This window comes from Vibrio sp. 2017_1457_13, from assembly GCF_030851525.1.
Classification (GTDB): Bacteria; Pseudomonadota; Gammaproteobacteria; order Enterobacterales; family Vibrionaceae; genus Vibrio; species Vibrio metschnikovii.
Window position 1 is genome coordinate 41,952 of sequence record NZ_VHTA01000010.1, and the last position, 22,865, is coordinate 64,816.

At 44.3% G+C, this 22,865-nt stretch carries 18 protein-coding genes; 6 read left to right on the top strand and 12 right to left on the bottom strand.

Translation table 11 applies throughout. The annotated features are described in order from the left end of the window. Positions 1 to 42: 42 nt before the first annotated feature. Positions 43 to 1,332, top strand: a complete 1,290-nt coding sequence (gene purD / locus FKN88_RS14490; protein ID WP_217528940.1) for a phosphoribosylamine--glycine ligase — start codon at positions 43 to 45, stop codon at positions 1,330 to 1,332. A gap of 119 nt (positions 1,333 to 1,451) precedes the next feature. On the opposite strand, the gene FKN88_RS14495 is transcribed toward purD, so the two are convergent. Further along, entirely contained in the window at positions 1,452 to 2,141 is a 690-nt protein-coding gene (locus FKN88_RS14495) for a DUF1481 domain-containing protein (protein WP_217516066.1), read from the bottom strand. Positions 2,142 to 2,181: 40 nt separating this feature from the next. Then, the gene (gene hupA / locus FKN88_RS14500) at positions 2,182 to 2,454 is read right to left on the bottom strand and encodes a nucleoid-associated protein HU-alpha (RefSeq protein WP_004397369.1); all 273 of its coding nucleotides are present in this window, start codon (positions 2,452 to 2,454) and stop codon (positions 2,182 to 2,184) included. Positions 2,455 to 2,809: 355 nt separating this feature from the next. On the opposite strand from hupA, the gene FKN88_RS14505 reads away from it, so the two are divergent. Next, positions 2,810 to 3,880 carry a CNNM domain-containing protein gene (locus FKN88_RS14505; RefSeq protein WP_217528936.1) on the top strand — a complete coding sequence of 357 codons (1,071 nt, stop codon included), beginning with the start codon at positions 2,810 to 2,812 and terminating at the stop codon, positions 3,878 to 3,880. Between the two features lie 44 nt (positions 3,881 to 3,924). Here FKN88_RS14505 and FKN88_RS14510 read toward each other — a convergent pair whose 3' ends face one another. From FKN88_RS14510 to FKN88_RS14550, 9 genes are all read right to left on the bottom strand, one after another. After that, entirely contained in the window at positions 3,925 to 5,169 is a 1,245-nt protein-coding gene (locus FKN88_RS14510; protein ID WP_186463798.1) for a mechanosensitive ion channel family protein, read from the bottom strand. Positions 5,170 to 5,261: 92 nt separating this feature from the next. Continuing rightward, entirely contained in the window at positions 5,262 to 5,852 is a 591-nt protein-coding gene (locus FKN88_RS14515; protein ID WP_004397372.1) for a YjaG family protein, read from the bottom strand. 187 nt (positions 5,853 to 6,039) lie between these two features. Beyond that, positions 6,040 to 7,929 (bottom strand): methyl-accepting chemotaxis protein, encoded by a 1,890-nt coding sequence (locus tag FKN88_RS14520; RefSeq protein ID WP_306687612.1) that lies wholly within the window; start codon positions 7,927 to 7,929, stop codon positions 6,040 to 6,042. Positions 7,930 to 8,339: 410 nt separating this feature from the next. Next, positions 8,340 to 9,404 carry a ferric ABC transporter ATP-binding protein gene (fbpC, locus tag FKN88_RS14525; protein ID WP_154169412.1) on the bottom strand — a complete coding sequence of 355 codons (1,065 nt, stop codon included), beginning with the start codon at positions 9,402 to 9,404 and terminating at the stop codon, positions 8,340 to 8,342. 12 nt (positions 9,405 to 9,416) lie between these two features. Next, on the bottom strand, positions 9,417 to 11,513 hold the full coding sequence (locus tag FKN88_RS14530) for an iron ABC transporter permease (protein WP_306687611.1): 2,097 nt from the start codon (positions 11,511 to 11,513) through the stop codon (positions 9,417 to 9,419). Between the two features lie 138 nt (positions 11,514 to 11,651). After that, entirely contained in the window at positions 11,652 to 12,686 is a 1,035-nt protein-coding gene (locus FKN88_RS14535; protein WP_040905659.1) for an ABC transporter substrate-binding protein, read from the bottom strand. Positions 12,687 to 12,845: 159 nt separating this feature from the next. Next, positions 12,846 to 14,135 (bottom strand): MFS transporter family glucose-6-phosphate receptor UhpC, encoded by a 1,290-nt coding sequence (uhpC, locus tag FKN88_RS14540; protein ID WP_004397388.1) that lies wholly within the window; start codon positions 14,133 to 14,135, stop codon positions 12,846 to 12,848. Positions 14,136 to 14,250: 115 nt separating this feature from the next. Then, on the bottom strand, positions 14,251 to 15,810 hold the full coding sequence (gene uhpB / locus FKN88_RS14545; RefSeq protein WP_187985417.1) for a signal transduction histidine-protein kinase/phosphatase UhpB: 1,560 nt from the start codon (positions 15,808 to 15,810) through the stop codon (positions 14,251 to 14,253). Further along, a complete protein-coding gene (locus FKN88_RS14550; RefSeq protein WP_004397391.1) occupies positions 15,810 to 16,439 on the bottom strand; it encodes a response regulator transcription factor in 630 nt (209 codons plus the stop codon). Before FKN88_RS14550 ends, uhpB (FKN88_RS14545) begins: the two co-directional genes overlap by 1 nt. 285 nt (positions 16,440 to 16,724) lie before the next feature. Between FKN88_RS14550 and uhpT the strand changes: the two genes are divergently transcribed. The 4 genes from uhpT (at position 16,725) to FKN88_RS14570 (ending at position 21,686) form a co-directional block, all read left to right on the top strand. Next, the gene (gene uhpT, locus FKN88_RS14555) at positions 16,725 to 18,125 is read left to right on the top strand and encodes a hexose-6-phosphate:phosphate antiporter (RefSeq protein WP_004397393.1); all 1,401 of its coding nucleotides are present in this window, start codon (positions 16,725 to 16,727) and stop codon (positions 18,123 to 18,125) included. A gap of 125 nt (positions 18,126 to 18,250) precedes the next feature. After that, positions 18,251 to 18,859, top strand: a complete 609-nt coding sequence (gene uhpA / locus FKN88_RS14560; protein ID WP_040905665.1) for a transcriptional regulator UhpA — start codon at positions 18,251 to 18,253, stop codon at positions 18,857 to 18,859. Beyond that, positions 18,859 to 20,358, top strand: a complete 1,500-nt coding sequence (gene uhpB / locus FKN88_RS14565; protein WP_306687610.1) for a signal transduction histidine-protein kinase/phosphatase UhpB — start codon at positions 18,859 to 18,861, stop codon at positions 20,356 to 20,358. The genes uhpA and uhpB (FKN88_RS14565) overlap by 1 nt, the downstream gene beginning before the upstream one ends. An 8-nt stretch (positions 20,359 to 20,366) precedes the next feature. Continuing rightward, the gene (locus tag FKN88_RS14570; protein WP_217518874.1) at positions 20,367 to 21,686 is read left to right on the top strand and encodes an MFS transporter; all 1,320 of its coding nucleotides are present in this window, start codon (positions 20,367 to 20,369) and stop codon (positions 21,684 to 21,686) included. Positions 21,687 to 21,739: 53 nt separating this feature from the next. Here FKN88_RS14570 and FKN88_RS14575 read toward each other — a convergent pair whose 3' ends face one another. Further along, positions 21,740 to 22,813, bottom strand: a complete 1,074-nt coding sequence (locus tag FKN88_RS14575) for a hypothetical protein (RefSeq protein ID WP_217518873.1) — start codon at positions 22,811 to 22,813, stop codon at positions 21,740 to 21,742. Positions 22,814 to 22,865 lie beyond the last annotated feature (52 nt).

Consider the following 22,865-nt stretch of genomic DNA (forward strand, 5'->3'; position numbering starts at 1 on the left):
AGGCTCTAGGTCCTAGAGCCTTTAAAATTTAAGGAAGTCATTATGCAAGTTCTCGTTATTGGTTCTGGTGGCCGTGAGCACGCTCTGGGTTGGAAAGTCGCACAGAATCCTCAAGTTGAAACCGTCTTTGTCGCTCCGGGTAATGCGGGGACCGCGCTTGAACCTAAGCTAGAAAACGTCAATATTGCCGTAGAAGATATTGCCGGTTTAGTCGCCTTTGCTCAGCAAAAAAACATTGCCCTCACCATTGTTGGCCCTGAAATCCCTCTCGTGCTTGGCGTGGTTGATGCATTCCGTGACGCGGGACTAGCGATTTTCGGCCCCACTCAAGCGGCGGCGCAATTAGAAGGTTCAAAAGCCTTTACCAAAGATTTTCTCGCTCGCCATAATATTCCGACCGCCGCTTACGCTAACTTTACCGAGATTGAGCCAGCGCTGGCTTATGTACGTGAACAAGGCGCACCGATCGTCGTCAAAGCCGATGGTCTGGCGGCGGGTAAAGGGGTCATTGTTGCGATGACGCTACAAGAAGCTGAAGACGCCATTCAAGATATGTTGGCGGATAATAGCTTTGGCGAAGCGGGCAGCCGCGTCGTCATTGAAGAGTTTCTTGATGGCGAAGAAGCGAGTTTTATCGTTATGGTCGATGGTGAAAATGTGCTGCCGATGGCGACTAGCCAAGATCATAAACGCGTGGGTGATGCCGATACTGGCCCTAACACTGGTGGTATGGGCGCTTACTCCCCCGCTCCGGTCGTCACTCAAGACGTACACGATCGTGTGATGCGTGAAGTGATTTATCCCACTGTGCGCGGCATGGCGGCGGAAGGTAACCCTTATACCGGTTTTCTCTACGCCGGATTGATGATTGATGCCCAAGGCACCCCGAAAGTGATTGAATACAATTGCCGCTTTGGTGATCCTGAAACCCAACCGATTATGATGCGTCTGCAATCAGATTTGGTTGAGCTGTGTTTAGCGGCGCTGGATGGCAAACTTGATCAAGTAGAATCGAAATGGGATCCACGTGCATCAATTGGTATTGTGCTTGCCGCGGGTGGTTACCCAGCCGATTATCGTAAAGGGGATGTGATTTCTGGTTTGCCGACGGAAGAAGTCGCTGGAGAGAAAGTCTTCCACGCTGGTACCAGTGATCAATCAGGTGCAGTCGTGACCAACGGGGGACGAGTATTATGCGCCACGGCATTAGGAGAAAACGTCTTCCAAGCTCAGCAGCGCGCTTATCAGCTCGCTAAGCAAATAGAGTGGCAAGGCATGTTCTATCGCCATGACATTGGCTACCGAGCGATTGCTCGTGAGCAAGCAAAATAGACGTTGCGACCATTACTGATGACCAAGCCATAATCAAAAAGCCGGATCACCGGCTTTTTGATTTTCTGATTCTTGTCTCAATCAAGCATCTCTAACCGATGGTCTTTTTATCTAAGTATTTAATCGGCATCAATCAATGCTGGTTGAGTCATACAAGCTCTGTCAGGTTCTGCCACTGATAACACGCTGTCGACTTGCAACTGAGCACTGCTCACTCGACCCAACAAGGCAACATAATGAGGAGTTTTCAAACGTTCCATGACATGCTCTGGCGTAGTCAACGGCCAGATCACTTGCGAAAAACGACGTCCGGTACAGCTGGTTAAGCTTTGTCCGTCCCACACACCTTGATATAAAGACCAACCTTGACGAGCTTGCTGCTTGCTCATTGCTACCAGTTGCTGCGCTTGCTGCAAATACTCACTACGCTGCTCTAAGTTTAATGGCAACACTTTACCATCAACACGAAATTGCTGATAAACCGCTTCCCCTTGTTGGTTAAAGCGCACATGCACGCGGTAAGGGACCAATTGCGCGCCTCTTAGCTGCATGCCTTCACGCACCACTTCACGCACAGAACCAGACTCCCAGCGATAATTGGTTTGATACCAGCCATAGTCGCCCATTAGTACCTGATCAGCACCATGAGCCGGACGATTTTGATATTCGGTATACCAATAGAAATGCGTCGCATCGCCCATCGTTTGACCACCGACATAGTCACTACGTTGATCAAGATTGGCATGAGGAACCGAAGAAGCACAGCCGATAAGAAGCAGGGTAAGAAGAAGTGAGAGGAATTTTTTCATGATAGAGACGCCGAGATAGAATATCTCGGCGTAGTATAAATTACTTCAATGAATCTTTCAGTGCTTTCCCGGCAACAAATGCTGGAACATTAGCGGCTGAAATTTGGATCTCTTCACCGGTTTTTGGATTACGGCCAGTACGCGCCGCACGGTGATTAACTTTAAATGTACCAAAACCAATTAGTTGAACTTGGTCGCCCTCTTTAAGTGCACCTTCAACCGCACCAAGAGTCGCTTCAAGAGCAGCTTTAGCCTGTACTTTAGAAAGATCTGCTTTCTCTGCAATAAAGTCGATTAATTGGGTCTTGTTCATTAGGTTTCCCTTCTTATAGGTTATCAAATCGAACCCACTCTAAAACATAAATGCCCTATCTGGCAAAGGTTTGTCGTATCCGTTGTGCTTCTCTGACGTACTTTTAACCATAATATGAGTATTCACTCACAATTTACTGTATTTTCAAGCCTCGCCTGACCTTGTTTTAACCCACCAGCGCCTTTATTTATAGACAAAGACGATCAAACTCTCTACTGATTGGATACCCATAACTTGGAATAGTCAGCCAGTAGCAATGAACGAGAATCTTGACCTTGAAGTGAACAAGTATAGCGATATAGAGTAGCTATACTGTGTCAATAATCCGGAAAATGAACCTATTATTAAGGCTGTTATGCTGCTATTAAGCTTATACGTGACTATCGCGATTGGCGTTTCTTTTATTTGCTCCGTATTAGAGGCTGTACTGCTCAGTATCACTCCAAGCTACCTAGCTCAATTACGACAGCAAGATCACCCAAGTGCTGAAAAACTCTCGCTGATAAAAGCAGATATTGATCGCCCGTTAGCTTCAATCCTCACTTTAAATACCATCGCCCACACCGTCGGGGCAGCAAGTGCTGGTGCTCAGGCAAGCCTTGTTTTTGGTAACCAGTGGCTGGGATTATTTTCGGCATTGCTAACCTTAGCTATCTTAGTCTTATCTGAGATTATCCCCAAAACCTTGGGTGCCACCTATTGGCGTCAATTAGCACCTATCTCTGCCAATGTATTGCATTGGATGATTTGGGCTTTAAGCCCCTTCATTTGGTTTTCACAACAGATCACGAAACGTTTAGCCCCTCAACAACCATCGATAAAATTGCGTGATGAACTCTCCGCGATGGCATTAATGGCTAATGAAAGTGGCGAGTTAGCCGAAGGAGAGTCGAAAATACTCAACAATCTGCTCTCCATTAGCGATGTTCCCGTCACTCAAGTCATGACACCGCGAACGGTACTTTTCAGAGTCAGTGCCGATATGAGCATTGATGAGTTTTTGAATGAACACAGTGACACGCCATTTTCACGACCACTGATTTATAGCGGAGAGACGGATAATGTGATTGGTTTTGTGCATAGGCTAGAGCTATTCAAATGGCAACAAAACCATCAAGGCGCTCAGAAGCTCGGTAATGTGATGCGCCCGTTGCATGTTGTGCTTAACACACAAACCTTACCGAAAGCATTTGATCAGATGATGAAAAAACGTCAGCAGCTCGCGTTAGTCGTCGATGAATATGGCAGCGTGCAAGGCTTGCTAACCCTAGAAGATGTGTTTGAACACCTTGTCGGTGAAGAGATCCTTGACGAAGCAGACAAAGTCACCGACATGCAGCAACTAGCCACTGAACGCTGGGAGCAATGGAAAGAGGCACATGGCGTTATTGAAAGCCGAGACGAGGATGAGTCAGATCGTCGATAATGTCTCATCCTCTGACGGCTAAGCTCGATGATGTGATCTTGGCCTTAGGATGCTTTTTGCCATTGGCGGAAATCGTTGCCTGTCGGAGCTTGGGATACGCGCAGACCAAATTCGGGTAAGACCGCATAAAGGTGATCAAAAATATCCGACTGAATGCGCTCATACTCAACCCAAACGGTCGTGGCAGTGAAACAGTACAGCTCTAAGGCAATGCCTTCATGGGTCGGTGCAAGCTGACGGACCATCAAGGTCATATGCTGATGAATCTCTGGATGAGCCCGTAAGTAACGCTCTAAGTAAGCGCGAAAACTGCCTAAGTTCGTTAATCTTCGGCCATTAATAGGGCTACTTTCATCGACGTGATGCTCACGATTATAAACGGTAATTTCTTGTACTTTTTGCTTAATATACGGTTCTAATAACTGGGCATGAGTTAAGCGCTCAATAGCCTGTTCCGTTAAAAACTGAACACTCGTCGCATCCACTAAAACACTGCGCTTAATGCGTCGACCACCAGCCTCACGCATCCCCTTCCAGTTCTTAAAAGAGTCGGAGATCAGCGCATAAGTTGGAATAGTGGTGATGGTACGATCCCAGTTTTGCACTTTGACCGTGGTTAAGCTGATGTCAATCACATCGCCATCTGCGCCATATTTAGGCATCTCTAACCAATCACCGACACTGAGCATTTTATTGGCTGATAACTGCACCCCCGCCACTAAGCCCAAGATCGGATCTTTAAACACCAACATGATCACCGCGGTCATGGCACCGACACCACTGAGAAGCAGTACCGGCGACTTACCGATTAATATCGAAGTGACTAATAACGTGGCAATAATAAATAAAATGATTTTGAGGCTTTGGTTTAACCCTCGTAATGGCATCGTGCGGCCAACGGCGGTTCTCGATAGCAAGATTTCCAACACATTAAGCAACGAGTAAAAGGCTAACAGCCCATATACCACCACCCATAACGCCACCAAGGTCAGTATCACCTCACGTAAAGCACTGTCTTGTGATAACCACAGTTGGGTTTGAACACCGATGACCGCACCTTGGATCAATAAAGCAATGCGACTGAATAAATTGCCAGCAAACAGCACATGTCGCCAAGAGGCTTGAGAGTCATCGGCATGTTGTTTTAACCATCTCACCACGCCCCGATGAAGGAAAACATGAATCGCAACAGCAATCAGTACAATCAATCCCAAAGCCTCAGCAATAGGGATAATTCTTGATAATTCAATATCATACTGACTCAGCCATTGAGCCATTGATTCCAGCATGGGGCACTCCTTAAAATTGAGGTTGGATGATGAATATCGCTCGCAATACTCAAACGACGTAGCGCCGTAAATAAACAGAGTATCGGGGGTAACTAGCCTAACGTTAAGCCAATATTGCTCATACAGTCATCACGTAGTTCATGGCGCAGGTCTTTAATCAACTCAATATCTCGCTCGGTAACTTCACGCAAGGGTCTAAAAATCGCCCATTGCACATCCCATTCAGCGCACACCGCTTCATTGCTCTTTTGGTTGTCATTGGTGATCACTTCACCGGTTTGCGCCTCTTCTAACTGAGCCACCGTACGCACCGAAATTTGACTGACTTTTTGCATCGATTCATAAAGGTCATCTCGGTCAAGCAAACCATGCAATAACGTCGCCAGTGCTTCACAAGCGTCAATCGCCGGATAGACTAAATACAGCTCAAACGCTTCCGTCGTTGGGATCAATTCTTCGAGCTTCTCTAGCTGACGATCAAAGTCAATCTTGGCATTTTTAACGGTCATTAATTCCCAAACGCTATCCAAAATATCACGATAACGACGCGCATCCGCAAATTCTGTTTGCTGACAAAATAGAGCGTAATTAGGGTACATGCGCTCACAAAGGCAAGCCATAAAGGTAATCTGTTGCCAAGGTTCAAACTTCTCAAGACGAAGCTGCAAAGGGTTCTGTAACATAGTCACTCTAATGATTGAGGAAAAAAGACCTTGAAAGTGTACTGGATAACGAGAGAGGAAAGCAACAAAGCACCTAGGATGGCAGAAAAAACCGAGAGCGGGAATCAACAAAGGTCACTGGTACTAACTACACCTCTTTAGTTGCCGCAAAGAAGCCTAGGTCATATCAAACCTAGGCTTAGTCGACTCACAACTTAAAGCGGTTAATCTCGCTTTGTAGTTCTTTAGATAACTTCGATAGCAGCGACGCTTGATGCGATGCTTCTTTGGCTTCATTGGCGAGACCATCAGACACATCACGAATGGCTTGTGTATTACGAGTAATTTCTTCGGTGACAGAGGCTTGCTCTTCTGCCGCAGTGGCTATCTGAGTCGCCATATCGCTGATCGTACCAACAGAAGCACTGATTTGCGCCAAACTTTGCGCAGCAACATTGGCATCTTCAACACTACTTTCTGATAGCTTACTGCTGTCATTCATGATGCCCACTGCTTGGGCTGTTGTTTTCTGTAATGTCTCAATAGTTTTCTGGATTTCTTGGGTTGAGTCATGGGTTCTTTGGCTCAGAACTCGAACTTCATCAGCCACCACCGCAAAGCCACGGCCTTGCTCACCCGCCCTTGCCGCTTCAATTGCCGCATTCAGTGCCAACAAATTGGTTTGCTCCGCAATCCCTTGAATCGCCGATAATATGGCATTAATGTTTTGTGCATGTTGATTGAGGTTTTCAATGACACCTTTCGCCACCAAGACTTCTTTAGAAAGATTGCCAATCGATGCTTGCGTATGCTCAACTTGCTCTGCACCATGCTGAGATATTTTCACCGTATCCAATGCGGTAGCGGCAGTATTATCCGCATTACTGGCGATTTCTTGAGTGGCTGCCGCCATTTCATTAATCGCTGTCGCAACCATGTTAATCTCGTCTTGTTGTACGGTGATCCGTAAGCTTCGCTCATGAGCTTGTTCTGCCGTACTCTCCGCTTGTAAATTTAAGCCACGCGATACCTCTTGTAATCGGGTGATCATGCTATGCATGTTATTAACAAATTTATTAAAGTTATTGGCTAATGCACCAACTTCATCCTGATAACGAGGCTCAATACGCTGAGTTAAATCCGCATCCCCTTCAGCGATTTCGGCCAACGCACTTGATACCCGGTTAAGATCTCGAAACAGAAAACCGACTAACCATGCAACGAGGATGGCCACCAAACCGGTAATAATAACGGCCGTGATGATCAATTGACGCATTAAGCTACTCATCGTGGCCAGTTCAACGGACTTATCAAGTTCAATGCCCAATAACCACTCGGTACCCGGTACTTTGGCGAAAAAGAAAAACTTATCAACGCCGCCGACTTTCACTTCTTGAACCTGATTATCCTTAATGGATTGGTTAATCACAGCCATGGTTAGGTTCGAGCTGTAAGTATTGAGCGGTTTTAAAATCAAATCAGCATTACGATGAGCAATAATATTGCCTGTATTACCATTGACCAATAACGCCGACGATTTTGCACCCGCATCGATAGCAATCACATCTTTAACCAGTTGATCAATCAATACATCGGCACCAATTACCCCAAATAGGCGTCCATTACGAGAAATAGGTTCGGCAATTGTCACCATTAATTGACGAGTGATCGCATCAGCATAAACGTGAGTCAGTATCTGTCGATTCTGCGCTTTCGCATCGCGATACCAGCCGCGAGTACGAGGATCATAACTGGTATCAGAAGCCCCACGCTCAGGAATCGAGCGATGCATACTGCCTTGCTCAGTACCAAAATAGAGTAAATCAAATCCGCCCGCCTGCTGGCCTTGCTGTAAGAAAGGTAAGGTATTTTCCTGCGCGGTATGCGGAATCACCGAGGTAACAATACTGCCACGAATGCTTAACCATTGGTTAATTGCGCTGGTAGCGGATTTGGTGATGCCATTGACTCGAGCCTGCAAGCTAACAGCCGTTTCATGCTTTAGTTGATTGACAGCAAGCATAGTTAGTACGACGGCCATAAAAGCAACCGCGAGAACGCTAGTGCCAATCAGTTTACTTTTTAACGACAGACTCACAATTCACCTCCTTGGTGAACAAACGAATTTCGAAATGTGGGATAACAACGATGACGGTATTTATGTGGTTCTTATAAACGTAGGCTATTTTTTTAAAATCACCTGAGGTTTTTTACTTCTTAGGACTAACAATTTAGTCTAATTCTCAAATTGTTTTTCTTTTTGCAGTCTGATATTCAAGAAAATTGGCAGCAAGTGAATGGACATACTCAAACAACTTGGAGTTGCAGGTAGGCGGCAAGTGAGTGAATCCCCATGAGCGTAGGCAAGCTCTATGATTGGGGTGAACGAACGTAGCCAACACAGCTACAGCTTCAAATAGGAAGAGTATAGAGGTGTTTATTTTGGGTAACATAGAGATAGTATTTGCTAAAAAAGGGCAATCAGATGATTACCCTTTTTCTTACCGATTAGCTGATTGAAGACGACTTAGGAAGTAAAAAAAGTCCACTGGCATTAATGCTGAGATAAGCATGATGAATCAACTGCTCGTTAAACTGCGCTGAGTTTAATTGCAACAGTAACTCCTCTCCATGCCAGTTAACCGTCACTTCATACATAGACCCCATATAAACCACTTTTTTCACATCGCATAACTGGCTCATTTCGCCGTGGTCTTGCAATAAAATCGCTTCTGGACGCACCCCAATTTGATATTCACCGGGCTCTTTATTAGCCGTCACCACTTTGTCTGCTGTGATGGCATAACCATGAATCGAGATGTTTTCACCATCAAAATGCCCTTGGAAGATATTCGCCTCGCCCATGAAGTTTGCCATGAACATTGAGGTCGGTGCTTTATATAGCTCTTGAGGCGCTCCAATTTGCATAATATCACCGTCTTTCATAACGATAACCGTATCTGAAACCGCAAATGCCTCAGCTTGGTCATGGGTTACATACAATGAGGTAATATCAAAACGTTGCTGCAGTTCACGAATGGTTTCACGCATGCTACGACGCAAGTTAGCATCTAAATTACTCAATGGTTCATCAAACAATAACACTTTAGGCTTTAATACTAACGCACGCGCCAAAGCCACTCGTTGTTGTTGCCCTCCTGATATTTGGTCAACATAACGATCGCCCATCGCTTCTAAGCCAACAATTTTTAACGCCTCTTCAACGCGTTGACGAATCTCACTACTCGGCAACTTAAGCATTTTTAAGCCATAAGCGACATTGTCATATAACGACATATGAGGAAACAGTGCGTAAGACTGAAATACCATACAAATATCGCGTTGTTGAATCGAACGCTCAGTAACGTCCTCTCCATCGATAAAAATTTGCCCAGAAGTCGGCTTTTCTAAACCGGCCACGAGTCGCAAAACCGTCGTTTTACCACACCCGGAAGGACCCAATAAGGTGACAAGGGTGCCTTTTTTAATCGCCAGATCGAGATTACCAATGACCGTATTATCGCCAAAGCGTTTGCAGACATTTTTGAGTACAACAAAATTTTCTTTTTCCATGGTCACTCTCCACTAGGATTCTTGGTTATTCGAGCGTGAGCGAGCGACACGCGCCTCACCAACCCAAAAGTCAAACAGTAAGATAATTGCCAACATCACAACGATCAGAACAGAGCCATACGCAATCGCTATCCCATATTCACCATCTTCGACACGGTTTAAAATATACGATGTCGCGACCCGAGTTTCTGGTGTCACCAAAAAGATAATCGCGCTCACCGTGGTCATTGCACGGACAAAGCTATACACCAATGTCGATAAAATCGCAGGCCTTAATAGCGGTAAAATAATATATCGAATAGTCTGCCAAGAACTCGCACGTAAACTTAACGAGGCCTCATCTAACGATTTATCGAGCTGTCCTAAACCTGCGATACCTGAACGAATGCCCACAGGCACATTGCGCATTACCATAGATATAACAACTATCGCTGCCGTACCGGTTAAATAGATGGGAGCATTATTGAACGCCAAGATATAAGAAACACCAGCGACCGTTCCCGGAACAGCAAAACAGAGCATGGTGGAAAATTCGATCACTTTCTTACCATAAAACTGCTGACGAACCACAACATAAGCAATCAACAAACCAAATAAGGCGGTCATCGGTGCCGCAATACCCGCGTAGATCATCGTGGTGATTAAAGAAGGCCACGCACCATCCGACATCCCATTACCGAATAAATTAATATAATTATTAAGAGTCAATGTGTAATCGACGCCCCAATTAACGGTAAAGCTGCCAAAGAAAATGCTGCCATACAGTAAAATATTAAAGAACATCCATCCATACAACACTACCGTGACAAACCATTTCAATGAGGTAGGGATCGCCTGCACATCACCACGATAAGACTTACCCGAAATCGTCACGTATGAACGCTGACCAATCCATAAATACTGAATAACAAAAATACCCAAAGAAAAAACTAAAAGTATCGAACCGAGTGTACTTGCTGAAGCGTAATCAAGCTGGGCACCAACAATATAGAAATAGATTTGGGTCGCGAGGACATCAAAACTTCCCCCTAGCACTAACGGGTTACTAAAGTCAGCCAACGATTGCACAAAAATAATCAGAAATGAGTTTGCCAAAGCCGGTTTTAGTAATGGCAAAATGACTTGAAAAAACGTTTGATAGCGGTTGGCACGCAAACTATAGGAGGCTTCCTCTAAAGAAGGATGAAGTGACTTCATCGCGCCATCGAGAATCATAAACGACATGGGAGCAAAAGCCAGAACTTGAGCTAACCATATTCCCGAAAAACCATATAGCCAGTTGGTTTGCTGTAATCCAAACCAATCCACCATCCATTCTGTCACGTAGCCGGAGCGACCTAACATTAATGTTACCCCTAAGCCAACAATAAAAGGTGGGGTCACAATGGGTAAGATAGAAAAAATCCGGGCAATGAATGCAGAGCGTTTAGCTATACGTGTCGTGTAAATAGCAAACAACAAACCAAAAAAGGTAGCGCCGACGCCAACGGCAATCCCAAGTAAAATTGAGTTACGAATAATATTTAAAATATGAGATTGCGAGAGAATATCCCAAAACTGCCAAGCCACCCACTGTCCACTGCTGTTTTGAAACATAGGAATAAAAATCGCTATGCTTGGGAAAATAATAAAAGCTGAGATCAACAGAACAATGGTAATTAATGCGCTGATCACAAAATAATCGCCGCCTAAATATTCTAATCGAGCAAAAGCTAACGTCATCACAGCAATAAATACGATAAAAAGTGGGATAGTGGCATAACCTAATCCTTGATAAGTTAACCAAGAAGAAAGCAAGATAACCCCCATACTGGCTAAACTGTAGCCGATATCGACATAGTGACGAATGACTTGACTGCGCTTAGGTACCCCCCACCTCCTAACTAATAGCCCAAGTGGTAAAACAAACCATAACCAAGCGATGCTTGGCTGACTCCATCCCATCGCTTCGTAAAACTCATCTGAGGTTGAATCAAACAAACCATAATCAAGGGCAAAAGAAGGGAGCAATATAAATGCCGCGATGGCTAAACCGATCCAATAAAAAACAGGATCAGTGTTATGAATAGCACCCGTATTTTGCTTCATGGACGTAATATTCTCAGTCATAACTCTACTCCGAGAAAAAAAATGATCGACCACCTAGTATTTAGGCAGCACAACATTAACCGGCACTGGATGACGGTAAAATAAATCGATTGATAGAATTAGGCAGCTCGGATTCAATCACCGAGCTGCGAGGGGAGATTAATTACCCATTTTGACATCACTGACCCATTTCGTGATCAGTCGCTTACGCTCATCTGCCGAACCATAGGTTTCCATATCATAGTCAATTAAGGTCAATGCCTTCGGATCGAGCGCTGCAGGAGACTGTTCTGCTAAGGTATTGGTTAAAATTTGGTAAGACTGCCCTTCTTTCCAAGCCAATTCCTGACCTTCTTTTGATAGTACCCAGTCAACAAAGCGCTTAGCATTGTCAAGATTACGTGCGCCTTTAATAATACTCACACCGCCAATCTCATAGCCTGTACCTTCACACGGTGCAATCAGTTCTAATGGAGCACCTTTATCTTTCTCTAGTGAATAATCATGTAAAAAGCCAATACCAATCGCTATTTCCCCACGAGCAGCATTACGAGATGGAGCAATACCAGACTTAGTATATTGCGATACGTTTTTATCCAACGCAGTGAGGTAATTAAACGCCTTATCTTCATCCCATAATTGAATAAAGGTCGCTAACGCGGTGTAGGCGGTCCCCGAGCTTTGTGGATCGGCCATTTGAATTTCGCCTTTATATTCAGGTTTGGTCAGATCAGACCAACATCGAGGGATGTCTAACCCTTTTTGTTGTAAACGCTCCGTGTTGACACCAAAGCCTAAAATTCCCATATACACAGCAGAGGAATAATTCCCTTTACGTTTAGCCGGATCTCGAAATTGCTCCATAATATTAACCAGCTCTGGTGACTGATAAGGAGTGAGGAGATCCATCTCTCCCGCCTGAGATTGAGGATCAAGCGTTCCACCGTACCAAACATCAGCACGAGGGTTGTTTTTTTCCGCTTCAATTTTAGCAAAGGTACTTCCCGAGCCGTTGCGAACCACGGAAGTGCGTACATTGTATTTTTCAGAAAACGCTTTGGTTTCAGCCTCACACATTGCATTAGTAGCGCTACAATACACCACCAAACGACCCGCCGCACTCGCCTGTAAAGGGGAAAGTAAAGCGCCCGCTACGCACAATCCAAGCAAGCTACGTTTTATATCAACTTTCATCGTCCATTCCTTATTATTATCTTCCGTTAAGTATCCTCAACGGTAGGTTTCACGTTATCGTCAAGGTCATAATTCATCCTGACGAGGATGCTCTGAAGCAGTTCGACAAACAGATAACCGATGATTTGGATGAGCTCATCAAACTGGTAAGAGTCACTTTTATTCCATTTGCTGTGCTTTAATAAAAGGCAGTAAATGTAAGCTGATTAACGCAGCGCACACCGTGAGTAGACAAAAGAAGCCTTCCCACCCCCACGCTTCAATCAGCAATGATAATGGGTAACCCGTTAAAGCCGCACCAAGATAACTAAACAGGCCAATAAAACCCGTTGCTGTTCCTGCTAAATCTTTACGTGAACATTCAGCCGCAGCCATACCTATCATCATTTGAGGGCCAAAAACAAAAAAACCAATCGAAAAAAAACAACCTGATAAAAACCAAACATGATTAATAGGCGTTAACCATAGTGCTGTTACTGAAATAAAAATTCCCAAAGCAAACAACAAATTCATTGGCGCTCGATTACCACGAAAATATTTATCTGAACCCCAACCACCAAATAATGAACCGAGAAAACCGCCGACTTCAAATAAAGAGACAGAAAGGTTGGCAGTTAAAATATTATATCCATGTCGTTCAACTAAATAGAGAGGCCCCCAATCATTGATTGCCATACGAACCATATAAACCAACAAATAAGATCCGCATAACAGCCATAAGTATCGATTGAATAATACATAACGCATCACTGCGGTTTTAAATTTTAAAGCTTGTCCTTCTTTCTCATGAGCAAGCTCTAACTTATCTTGTCGCCATTGTCCGACGGAAGGAAGCCCTAATTCCATCGGTTTAGGTTGAATACGGTAACAAAGCCAAACCCCAACACAGACAGCAATACAGCCTGGAATAATAAAACCATAACGCCAACCAAAAGCGAGACTAATAGAACCAATGGCTATCGGAATCAACGCCCCACTTAAATTATGACAAGTATTCCAGATTGACCACCAAAAACCACGCTCACTTCTTGAATACCATGTGGTTAAAATTTTTGCACAGGCAGGCCAACCCCATCCTTGAAAAAAAGCATTACTCATCCACAACACAGAAAACAATAACAACGATGAGCTAAAACCAAATAAAATATTGATGATACCTGTTGCGATTAACCCTAACCCCATAAAATATCGAGAGCCTGAGTGATCGCTTAATAATCCTGATAAAAACTTTGAAATACCATAAGTCAGATAAAATAACGTGCCCAGAAAACCAATATCAGAATAGCGTAGGCCTAAATCATTGAGCATTTCTGGCATCGCAAAGTTCAGACTCTTGCGAGTGAGATAAAATACACCATAACCTAAATACATCGACACCATTAAATGCCAGCGCCAATAACGGTAACGTATTGCTACCTCACTATCATGAGTCTGCGCTGTACTTATCATCTGGTCGCCCATCCTCGCGCTTGACCTTGCCTCATCCTAGACAATGAAACGACAAAAAACATGAGACCTCACTTTAATTGACTAGGAATAATTCCTATTTTTGGATAACCAATGACTATTTTGTGGGCAAGTTAACAACAATATGCATGCCTTGACCGCTTCGTTGACTGGTTAACACAGAAAAATCGCCACCTAGTGCACTCACACGTTCGCGAATACCAATCAAACCATGCCCTCTTATGGACCAGTCATCAGGCAAGCCAATACCGTTATCTTTGACTTCTAAAGTCAAATCACTACCAGGAAAAAGGGTAATTTGCACTTCGCTTGCTTGAGCATGCTTAGCAATGTTGTTGAGTAATTCTTGCAGCATTCGAAACAGCGTCACTGACGTCATATCATCGAGTTTATGGCTGTCTAAGCCAATATTGAGCAACACGTTAATTCCATGTTCGGCAAAACGCATATCTTGAATAAGCTGTCGTATCGCAGATTCAAGTCCTAGCTCATCTAATAGATGAGGCCTTAACCGTTTTAGTAATTGGCGGGTGGCTTGATGGATATTCATTGCAATGTGATGAATTTGGCTAGCGCTTTGCCGTACTGGGTCTGTCGACGCCAAACGTTCGGTTAACCTTGCTTGGATCTGAATTGCGGTAATATTTTGTCCAATATCATCATGCAGTTCACGAGCAACCGATTTACGAACCTCTTCCTCGATAGTGATCAACTGCCTCGCGAGACGCTGCTTATCCATTAGCTGAGTCGCTAAACGCTGATTGGCTTGCTGTAACGCCTTCGCCAAACTATGCTGACGGCTGATAGCGATCCCTAATCCCAATCCCACTAAGGATTGAGAGGCCATAAAGATCAAAAGCTCCTGCTCAGACGAAAATGAGCCACTCACCTGTCTCGCTGCAGCCAGTAAAATGGAATTCATGACACTAGCCAGTACCCCTCCCTGCCAACCATACCGATACGCCAAGAAAATATTTGGCAAAATAATGATCAGTAGAGCTAATGGTTTCATCTGCTCCAGCAAAACCAGCTCAGCCAATAACCCCAAGCTAAAAAAGAACAGACTCCACACTAAGACCCAAGGACTTAAGCGAACGTCTTGGTGAATGAGACTTGGAGTGAGAGGTAGCCAAATTTGATGTTTTAAATAATCAGATAATAAATAAAGAAATGGCGTTACCACTACAGCGCCGGTTAAGGTCACCACAGAGGCGTTGATCATATCAATGAAAGAAAGTGCTAATGGTTTGGATAACAAAAAAAAGACGATACCAACGAAGAGGGCATGGCTAATCATCAATCCCATCAGTAGTAAAAGTTTCTGCCAGTAATGAAGTAAAGCCGCTTTATATAAACCGCATATAGCCGCAAGGCTAAAACTCAAGATTGGAAAAATAAACATAAAATAGGTCACTGGCGTGGCAGATAATAACCATAAAATCACCCCAGCGAGTAACAAATCTGTCCCTAAGCAAACCCAACGCACGAAGTTAGGGGCTAATAATCCTACTGCAAGCCTCAAACCAGACGGAAAGAGTAAATATGCCATCAAATGATCCGTCGTTAGATAACGACTGATATTCCATAAACAAAACTGACTTATCCCATAAAAAAGAAAAGCAAACATGCCATGAAATAAATAATGACTATTTTTCATTACGAATCTTGAGCAAGTAAACGATGTTGTATCGCGAAACGAATCAAATCGACAATATTACTTAAACCAAGTTTGTTCAAAATATTGGCTCGATGAACATGGACAGTTTTATAACTCAGAAATAGCACTTGTCCAATTTCCTTAGCATCTTTGCCTTGGATCAATAAGAAAAAAATCTCACGCTCTCGTTTGGTTAACTCCATCAGCACATTTTTTTCTTGAGGATTACTCAAATTAAACAACGCATCAGCACACAAATAACGGTGTCCACGTGCCACCATACGAATCGCATCGACTAATTCACTAGGACCACATCGCTTCGATAAATAACCACTCGCTCCACTATCGATCGCTTTACTCACAAAAGAAGCTGAGTCATAAATACTTAAAATAATCGCTTTGAAATGAGGGTGCAGCGTTTTCAGACGAGCCAAGAGACTTAAGCCACTTTCATCAGGCATCGAGATATCCATAATCACGACATCTACTGGTTTTTTTGAAAGCGCTAAAAATGCAGCTTGTGCATCACCGTATTCACCAACCACTTGAATATCATCTTCTACATTAAGCAATTGAGCAAAGCCAGAACGAACCACTGCATGGTCATCCACTAACGCAACCGTAATCATTACTGACCTCAACAGACCTCTTTTCCTGTGAGAGTTATCATTACAGTGATGCATGATAACTGCAAATAAAGTCGGTCAAGCTGTGATTTCGGTTAACTAAATACCCCTCTTATCACTTCCTCACCAAGCGTGACCTTATTCACGCTTTGTACAACACCTTGCCGTTTCTAAGACTTTTTCTTAGTTGATCTAAGACCCTCTCTCATGCTCAACCAGCCAACAAGCCATACACTTTGCGACAACGCTTAAATACCCCTTTTATTTATACGGCAAAGAGAACGTATTATGTTGAAATTTCTAGAGCAGGTCAGAAAACCGACGTTAGATCTTCCACTCGAAGTCAGACGGAAAATGTGGTTTAAACCCTTTATCCAATCTTATTTGGTGGTCTTTATTGGCTATATGGCAATGTATTTGGTGCGTAAAAACTTCAATATTGCCCAAAATGATTTGATTTCGACTTACGGTTTATCAATGACGGAGCTGGGCTTAATTGGCCTTGGTTTCTCAATTACTTACGGCATCGGTAAAACGGTGGTGTCTTACTATGCCGATGGCAAAAATACCAAACAATTTCTGCCTTTTATGCTGATCCTCTCCGGTATCGCCATGCTGGGCTTCAGTTTCAGTATGGGCGGCGGTAGCGTCAGTCTATTTTTGATGATCGCCTTTTACTCTTTAAGCGGCCTATTCCAAAGTACTGGGGGACCATCGAGTTATTCAACCATCACCAAATGGACCCCGCGTAATAAACGCGGCTCTTATTTAGGTTTGTGGAATATGTCACACAACGTGGGAGGCGCTGGCGCAGCTGGGGTCGCTTTGTTTGGCGCTAACTACTTGTTTGATGGCCATGTGATCGGCATGTTCGTTTTCCCTTCGCTACTGGCGATTGTCATCGGTTTTATTGGCCTACGCTACGGTAGTGATTCGCCAGAAGCCTATGGTTTAGGTAAAGTAGAAGAACTGTTTAATGAGGTCATCAGCGAAGAAGATACCGCCGCCGAAGAGAACCAGATGACGCAGCGACAAATCTTTGTTGAATATATACTAAAAAACAAAGTGATTTGGTTGCTCTGTTTTGCCAATATCTTTCTCTACGTGGTACGTATTGGTATCGACCAATGGTCCACGGTTTATGCCTTCCAAGAGCTAGGACTATCAAAAGAAGTCGCGATTTCCGGCTTTACCATGTTTGAAGTCGGTGCGCTGGTCGGAACCTTAATGTGGGGATACTTATCCGATTTAGCGAATGGTCGCCGAGCCTTAGTTGCCTGCGTATCGCTTGCGTTGATCATCATGACCTTAGAGTTTTATCAACACGCCACCAGCGAATTGATGTACCTTTCTTCACTCTTTGCCTTAGGCTTTTTAGTGTTTGGCCCTCAGTTGTTGATCGGTGTTGCTGCGGTCGGTTTCGTGCCGAAAAAAGCCATCTCGGTGGCCGATGGCGTCAAAGGCACCTTTGCTTATCTGATTGGTGATAGCTTTGCGAAATTAGGCTTAGGTATGATCGCCGATGGCACGCCGATTTTTGGATTAACCGGCTGGAAGGGCACTTTTGCCGCGCTCGATACCTCAGCTTTCCTCTGCATTGGTCTACTGGCATTTGTCGCGATTGCCGAAGAGAAGAAAATCCGTAAAGAGAAAAAACGCTTATTATCTCTTTCTAGCTCACAAGCTTAATCTCCTCATCAATCTCCCGATCACATCCATTCACGGTGTGATGGGGAGAAGCTCAATAACTACCGATTGCCAGCGCGTCTATTTAGCGTTAATTTACCCTCTTGGTTACAGACTGATTCAATTTTATGCACAACGTGGTACTCGTCGATGATCATGTCATCGTCCGCTCAGGCTTTGCCCAGCTGCTCAATTTAGACCCAGATATTCAAGTTGTCGGCTCTTTTGGTTCCCTTGATGAAGCTCGGCGAGGCCTACCAAGCTGCCATGCCGATGTGGTGATATTGGATATTTCGATGGCCAATGAAAGTGGCTTTAGTTTATTGGCGGATCTGCCCTCTGGGTTGGCAGCGATTATGCTCAGTGTTCACGATTCTCCCGCCATGGTGGAAAAAGCGTTAGAGCTCGGTGCTAAAGGTTACCTGAGTAAACGCTGTAGCCCTGATGAATTAATCCAAGCGGTAAAGACCTGCGCGAGTGGAGGCTGTTATTTAACGGCTGATATTGCCAGCCGTTTAGTAACACCGAAACATCCGATTTCACCGCTGGCATCACTGACCCCACGCGAGCGAGAAGTGTGTCAATTGCTCGCCGATGGTATCGACGTTAAAACGATCGCCCAACAATTAGGACTGAGCCCAAAAACTGTCCATGTCCATCGAGCGAACGGTATGGAAAAGCTCGGCGTGAGTAACACCGTTGCTTTGGCGAACCTCATTCATCACAACTTAACCTAATGCGCTTACATCCTTTTACCGCCGTATGTAGCTTTTGCCTCATCGCTTGCACTTGGTTTTGCTTATGGGTGATTGGTTTTTACTTTGTCAACGATCCTGAATTAGCGATCCTGTTTTTCCCTTTTGCTTTGCGATTAGGAATTGCGCTCCATTGTTCCCATCGCTATTGGCCGATTCTGTATTTCACCGAGTGGGCGCTGACCATCAGTTTAGCGCTGCTCTTGGCACAACCGCAGTGGCTAACAATTTTGATTGCCAGTGGATTGAGTATCCCGATCACCGCTTTTGCTCAGCGCTATTATCATGGCGAACAATGGCGACGCTTAACGGTGATCTGTCTGACCATTGCGCTATGCGCCACCCTCAATACCGCTTCGGTAAGTTTCCATGTCCCTTCAATCTACCTCACTTGGTTAGTCAGTTTAACTGGTGGATTAATGCTTGTGCCAACCTGCTACTTACTCTGGAATTATCTGTTTCAAACACGTTGGTTACCACTTTCCGTACAACTGATCCGTCGAAAACCCAGCTTTAATGTCAAAGCGGTTTTGCTATGTAGTCTCTTATTTACCGTTAGTATTATCCTACAAACCAGCTTACCAGAAGAGCTACGCCGCTTTGCCCCTTTTTGTCTTGCTATCCCGATCATCGTATTGGCTTTTCGCTACGGTTGGCAAGGCGCGTTATTAGCAACTCTGCTCAATAGTGTTGCTTTAATAGCAACGCGAAATGATGTCTCTAACTTAGCCATCACTGATTTACTGCTGTCGATTTCCGCACAAAGCCTGACTGGTATTTTCCTTGGCGTCGCCGTACAGAGGCTACAAGATCTCAATCGCCAACTGAGTAAAGAGTTATGTCGCAATCAGTCGCTCTCTCAGCAATTGGTCAGAGCTGAAGAATCGGTCAGAAAAGAAGTCGCGCGTGAATTACACGATGAAATTGGCCAAAGCATCACCGCCATTCGCACTCAAGCGAGCATTATCAAACGTACCGAACAAGCCCAGATGCGTGAAGACAGTGCCAATACTATCGAGTCTTTATCACTTAACGTTTACGACACCACTAAGCGACTGCTGAGTAAACTTAGGCCGCAATCGTTGGATGATTTACAGCTATTAGAAGCGATTGAGCAATTAATTCGTGAAATGGAGTTTGCGCATAATGGCATTGAGGTTCGTTTAACTAGCCAAGGGCCAACGGAGCAACTGAGCGATACTTTGCAAGTCACTGTATTTCGACTCTGCCAAGAAGCGCTCAATAATGCCCGCAAATATGCTCATGCGCATCATATTGAAATTGACTTAACCATCGACAAACAGGTGTCTTTGACGATTAAAGATGATGGTGTCGGGATCAGTAAAATCGACCCACTCAAGGGGATGGGAATTAAAGGCATGCAAGAGCGTGTACAAGCGCTCGGCGGACACTTTAAGCTACAATCACAATCCGTCCTCCCCAGCGGAACCCATTTGCACATTCAATTGCCTAGGGTATGACATCGCTTATGTTTCGTTTTCTTTATCAATCAACAACGCCACCAGCGCTGACCAATCCGCATACCATCAAAGCTACGTACGATCATTGGCGATTGCATATCATGATCGGCATGTATTTGGGCTACGCTGGCTTTTATTTTACTCGGCGTACACTCAATTACGCTGCGCCGAGTTTACTGACTGATTTAGGATTGGATAAAGGCGATTTAGGACTGCTCGGTACGCTTTTTTATATCACCTATGGCTGCTCAAAGTTTCTGTCTGGCACCATCTCAGATCGGGCCAATCCTCGCTACTTTATGGGGCTTGGCTTAATCGCCACCGGATTGATTAATATCGCTTTTGGTTTTTCCAGTTCGATCAGCGCGTTTATTTTGCTCTGGGTCTTGAACGCTTGGTTTCAAGGCTGGGGTTGGCCTGCTTGCTCAAAGCTGTTAACCACCTGGTATTCACGATCTGAACGAGGCTGGTATTGGGCCATTTGGAATACGGCGCATAATGTTGGCGGCGCATTGATCCCTATTTTAGTCGGATTTTTAACCCTGCATTTTGGCTGGCGACACGGCTTTATTTGGCCGGGAGTGATTGGCGTGCTGATCGGCATCGTACTGTGCTGGCGACTTAGAGATAAACCCGTTTCATTAGGCTTACCAAGCATCGGGCGCTGGCGTAAAGATACCCTTGAACTTGCACAAGAAAATGAAGGTAAGGGACTGAGCTATCGAGAGATTTTAGCGCAATATGTCTTTAGTAATCCCTACATCTGGTTACTTGCTGCGAGTTACATCTTGGTGTATATCGTGCGCACCGCTATCAATGATTGGGGCAATTTGTATTTAACCGAGCAGCATCATTACAGCCTGATTAATGCCAATGCCGCGTTATCACTATTTGAAGTGGGTGGGTTTATTGGCTCTCTTGTCGCAGGCTGGGGATCGGACAAACTCTTTGCTGGCAATCGTGGACCAATGAATTTATTGTTCGCCAGCGGTATTTTCCTTTCTGTTGCCGCATTATGGTTGATGCCAATGACCCATTTTATCTTTCAATCCGCCGCACTATTTTGTATTGGCTTTTTTGTATTTGGCCCGCAAATGTTGATTGGTATGGCCGCCGCAGAGTGTTCACATAAAGATTCAGCAGGCGCTGCAACCGGATTTGTCGGCTTATTTGCCTACATGGGCGCAGCTCTCGCCGGTTATCCATTAGCGATGATTTTAGAAACCTATCATTGGAACGGTTTTTTCATCACCATTGCTCTTTGTGCCAGCGTAATTGGTTTATTGTTACTGCCCTTTTTATTAGCGCAGTTACCGAAGGCTGAGTGAAACATTGAGATTAAATACAAACAGAAAATCGAAGTCCTGATCAATAAAGAAGATTAAAATGGTATCACAATGCCGAGAGTAAGATTCAATATTGTTGCTTGTTGATAATCCAGTTGATCACTTTGAACACCAAAAGTAAACCATCGCCATTGACCTTCTACTCCAATGGCCCTAGTTTGCCAATTATAACTAAAACGGGAACGGAGATTGTCTCGCCATTGAGTTGACCATTCCAAGTCAGTTAACCAGAGTCTATCGACATAAACGTTTTTGATACTGTAAGCATGTTGTCCAGAAAGATAACCGAATCGAGCATGATACTTAACGGGGAGACGCTGAGTATAATCGCGAAATCCTTCAACCCCATTAACTAAAGGTTTAATAGAAACAAAACCATTTTCATCGGTCTCCGCCGTTGCCGTATTAGCGGTAGCAACCGTATAAGGCATATCACGCCAATAAATACTGCTGTAGAAATCTTGCGCTAGCAAGGAGATGAATGCTCGCTCATGGAACTGCCAATGAATGCCGATATCACTGGTATAACCAAAGTAACTGGATGGCGCTTGTACCTCGCGTTTTAATAACACATCTTCACTGTAGACATAATCTAGCTCGAGTAGACCATCATAATCACTCTTTCCCGTTTGTCCTACTTGCCCATGTAAGCGGCCACTCATCATCTCTTGAGCTTGTAAATAACTTGCAGAAACATGCCAGATAAAGGGCTGAGAGGGATCCGATGTCCACGCCAGTTTAATGCCTTGGCTGATTAAATGCTCAACACGTAAATCAACATCATAACGTTTACTCGCTTGCATATCTTGCCGGTTGACCGATTCACCATACAGCAACATGGTATCGGGGCTAAAGCGCAAGTACCATTCATAACGAGCGAGTAAAGAAAAAGAAAACTGTTGATAACGGACACCCATTTCCGCTTGGTTTAAAGTAAACGCATGTTTGGCCGGTGTATAGGCAATTTTATCCCCCTTCACTAACGGATAAATACCATTCTCTTGTGAATAACCAAAAGCCTGAGTCTGGCTAAATAGCTGCCAAGACTGATTTGTCTCAGGTAATGAAAAAAAACTTAAACTCGGTAATAATAAAAAAGCACTCGACATAATCAAATCTCAAACGTTCAAGAGCCCTGTATAGGGCTCTTGAGTATCGCCA

Bases quoted from the DNA above. Each gene is read 5' to 3' on its own strand.
- uhpC (WP_004397388.1), bottom strand. From the start codon at position 14,135: ATGATAAGTACAGCGCAGACTCATGATAGTGAGGTAGCAATACGTTAC.
- FKN88_RS14570 (WP_217518874.1), top strand. From the start codon at position 20,367: ATGTTTCGTTTTCTTTATCAATCAACAACGCCACCAGCGCTGACCAAT.
- uhpA (WP_040905665.1), top strand. From the start codon at position 18,251: ATGCACAACGTGGTACTCGTCGATGATCATGTCATCGTCCGCTCAGGC.
- FKN88_RS14530 (WP_306687611.1), bottom strand. From the start codon at position 11,513: ATGACTGAGAATATTACGTCCATGAAGCAAAATACGGGTGCTATTCAT.
- uhpB (WP_306687610.1), top strand. From the start codon at position 18,859: ATGCGCTTACATCCTTTTACCGCCGTATGTAGCTTTTGCCTCATCGCT.
- uhpT (WP_004397393.1), top strand. From the start codon at position 16,725: ATGTTGAAATTTCTAGAGCAGGTCAGAAAACCGACGTTAGATCTTCCA.
- fbpC (WP_154169412.1), bottom strand. From the start codon at position 9,404: ATGGAAAAAGAAAATTTTGTTGTACTCAAAAATGTCTGCAAACGCTTT.
- FKN88_RS14550 (WP_004397391.1), bottom strand. From the start codon at position 16,439: ATGATTACGGTTGCGTTAGTGGATGACCATGCAGTGGTTCGTTCTGGC.
- hupA (WP_004397369.1), bottom strand. From the start codon at position 2,454: ATGAACAAGACCCAATTAATCGACTTTATTGCAGAGAAAGCAGATCTT.
- uhpB (WP_187985417.1), bottom strand. From the start codon at position 15,810: ATGAAAAATAGTCATTATTTATTTCATGGCATGTTTGCTTTTCTTTTT.
- FKN88_RS14575 (WP_217518873.1), bottom strand. From the start codon at position 22,813: ATGTCGAGTGCTTTTTTATTATTACCGAGTTTAAGTTTTTTTTCATTA.
- purD (WP_217528940.1), top strand. From the start codon at position 43: ATGCAAGTTCTCGTTATTGGTTCTGGTGGCCGTGAGCACGCTCTGGGT.
- FKN88_RS14515 (WP_004397372.1), bottom strand. From the start codon at position 5,852: ATGTTACAGAACCCTTTGCAGCTTCGTCTTGAGAAGTTTGAACCTTGG.
- FKN88_RS14505 (WP_217528936.1), top strand. From the start codon at position 2,810: ATGCTGCTATTAAGCTTATACGTGACTATCGCGATTGGCGTTTCTTTT.
- FKN88_RS14510 (WP_186463798.1), bottom strand. From the start codon at position 5,169: ATGCTGGAATCAATGGCTCAATGGCTGAGTCAGTATGATATTGAATTA.
- FKN88_RS14535 (WP_040905659.1), bottom strand. From the start codon at position 12,686: ATGAAAGTTGATATAAAACGTAGCTTGCTTGGATTGTGCGTAGCGGGC.
- FKN88_RS14495 (WP_217516066.1), bottom strand. From the start codon at position 2,141: ATGAAAAAATTCCTCTCACTTCTTCTTACCCTGCTTCTTATCGGCTGT.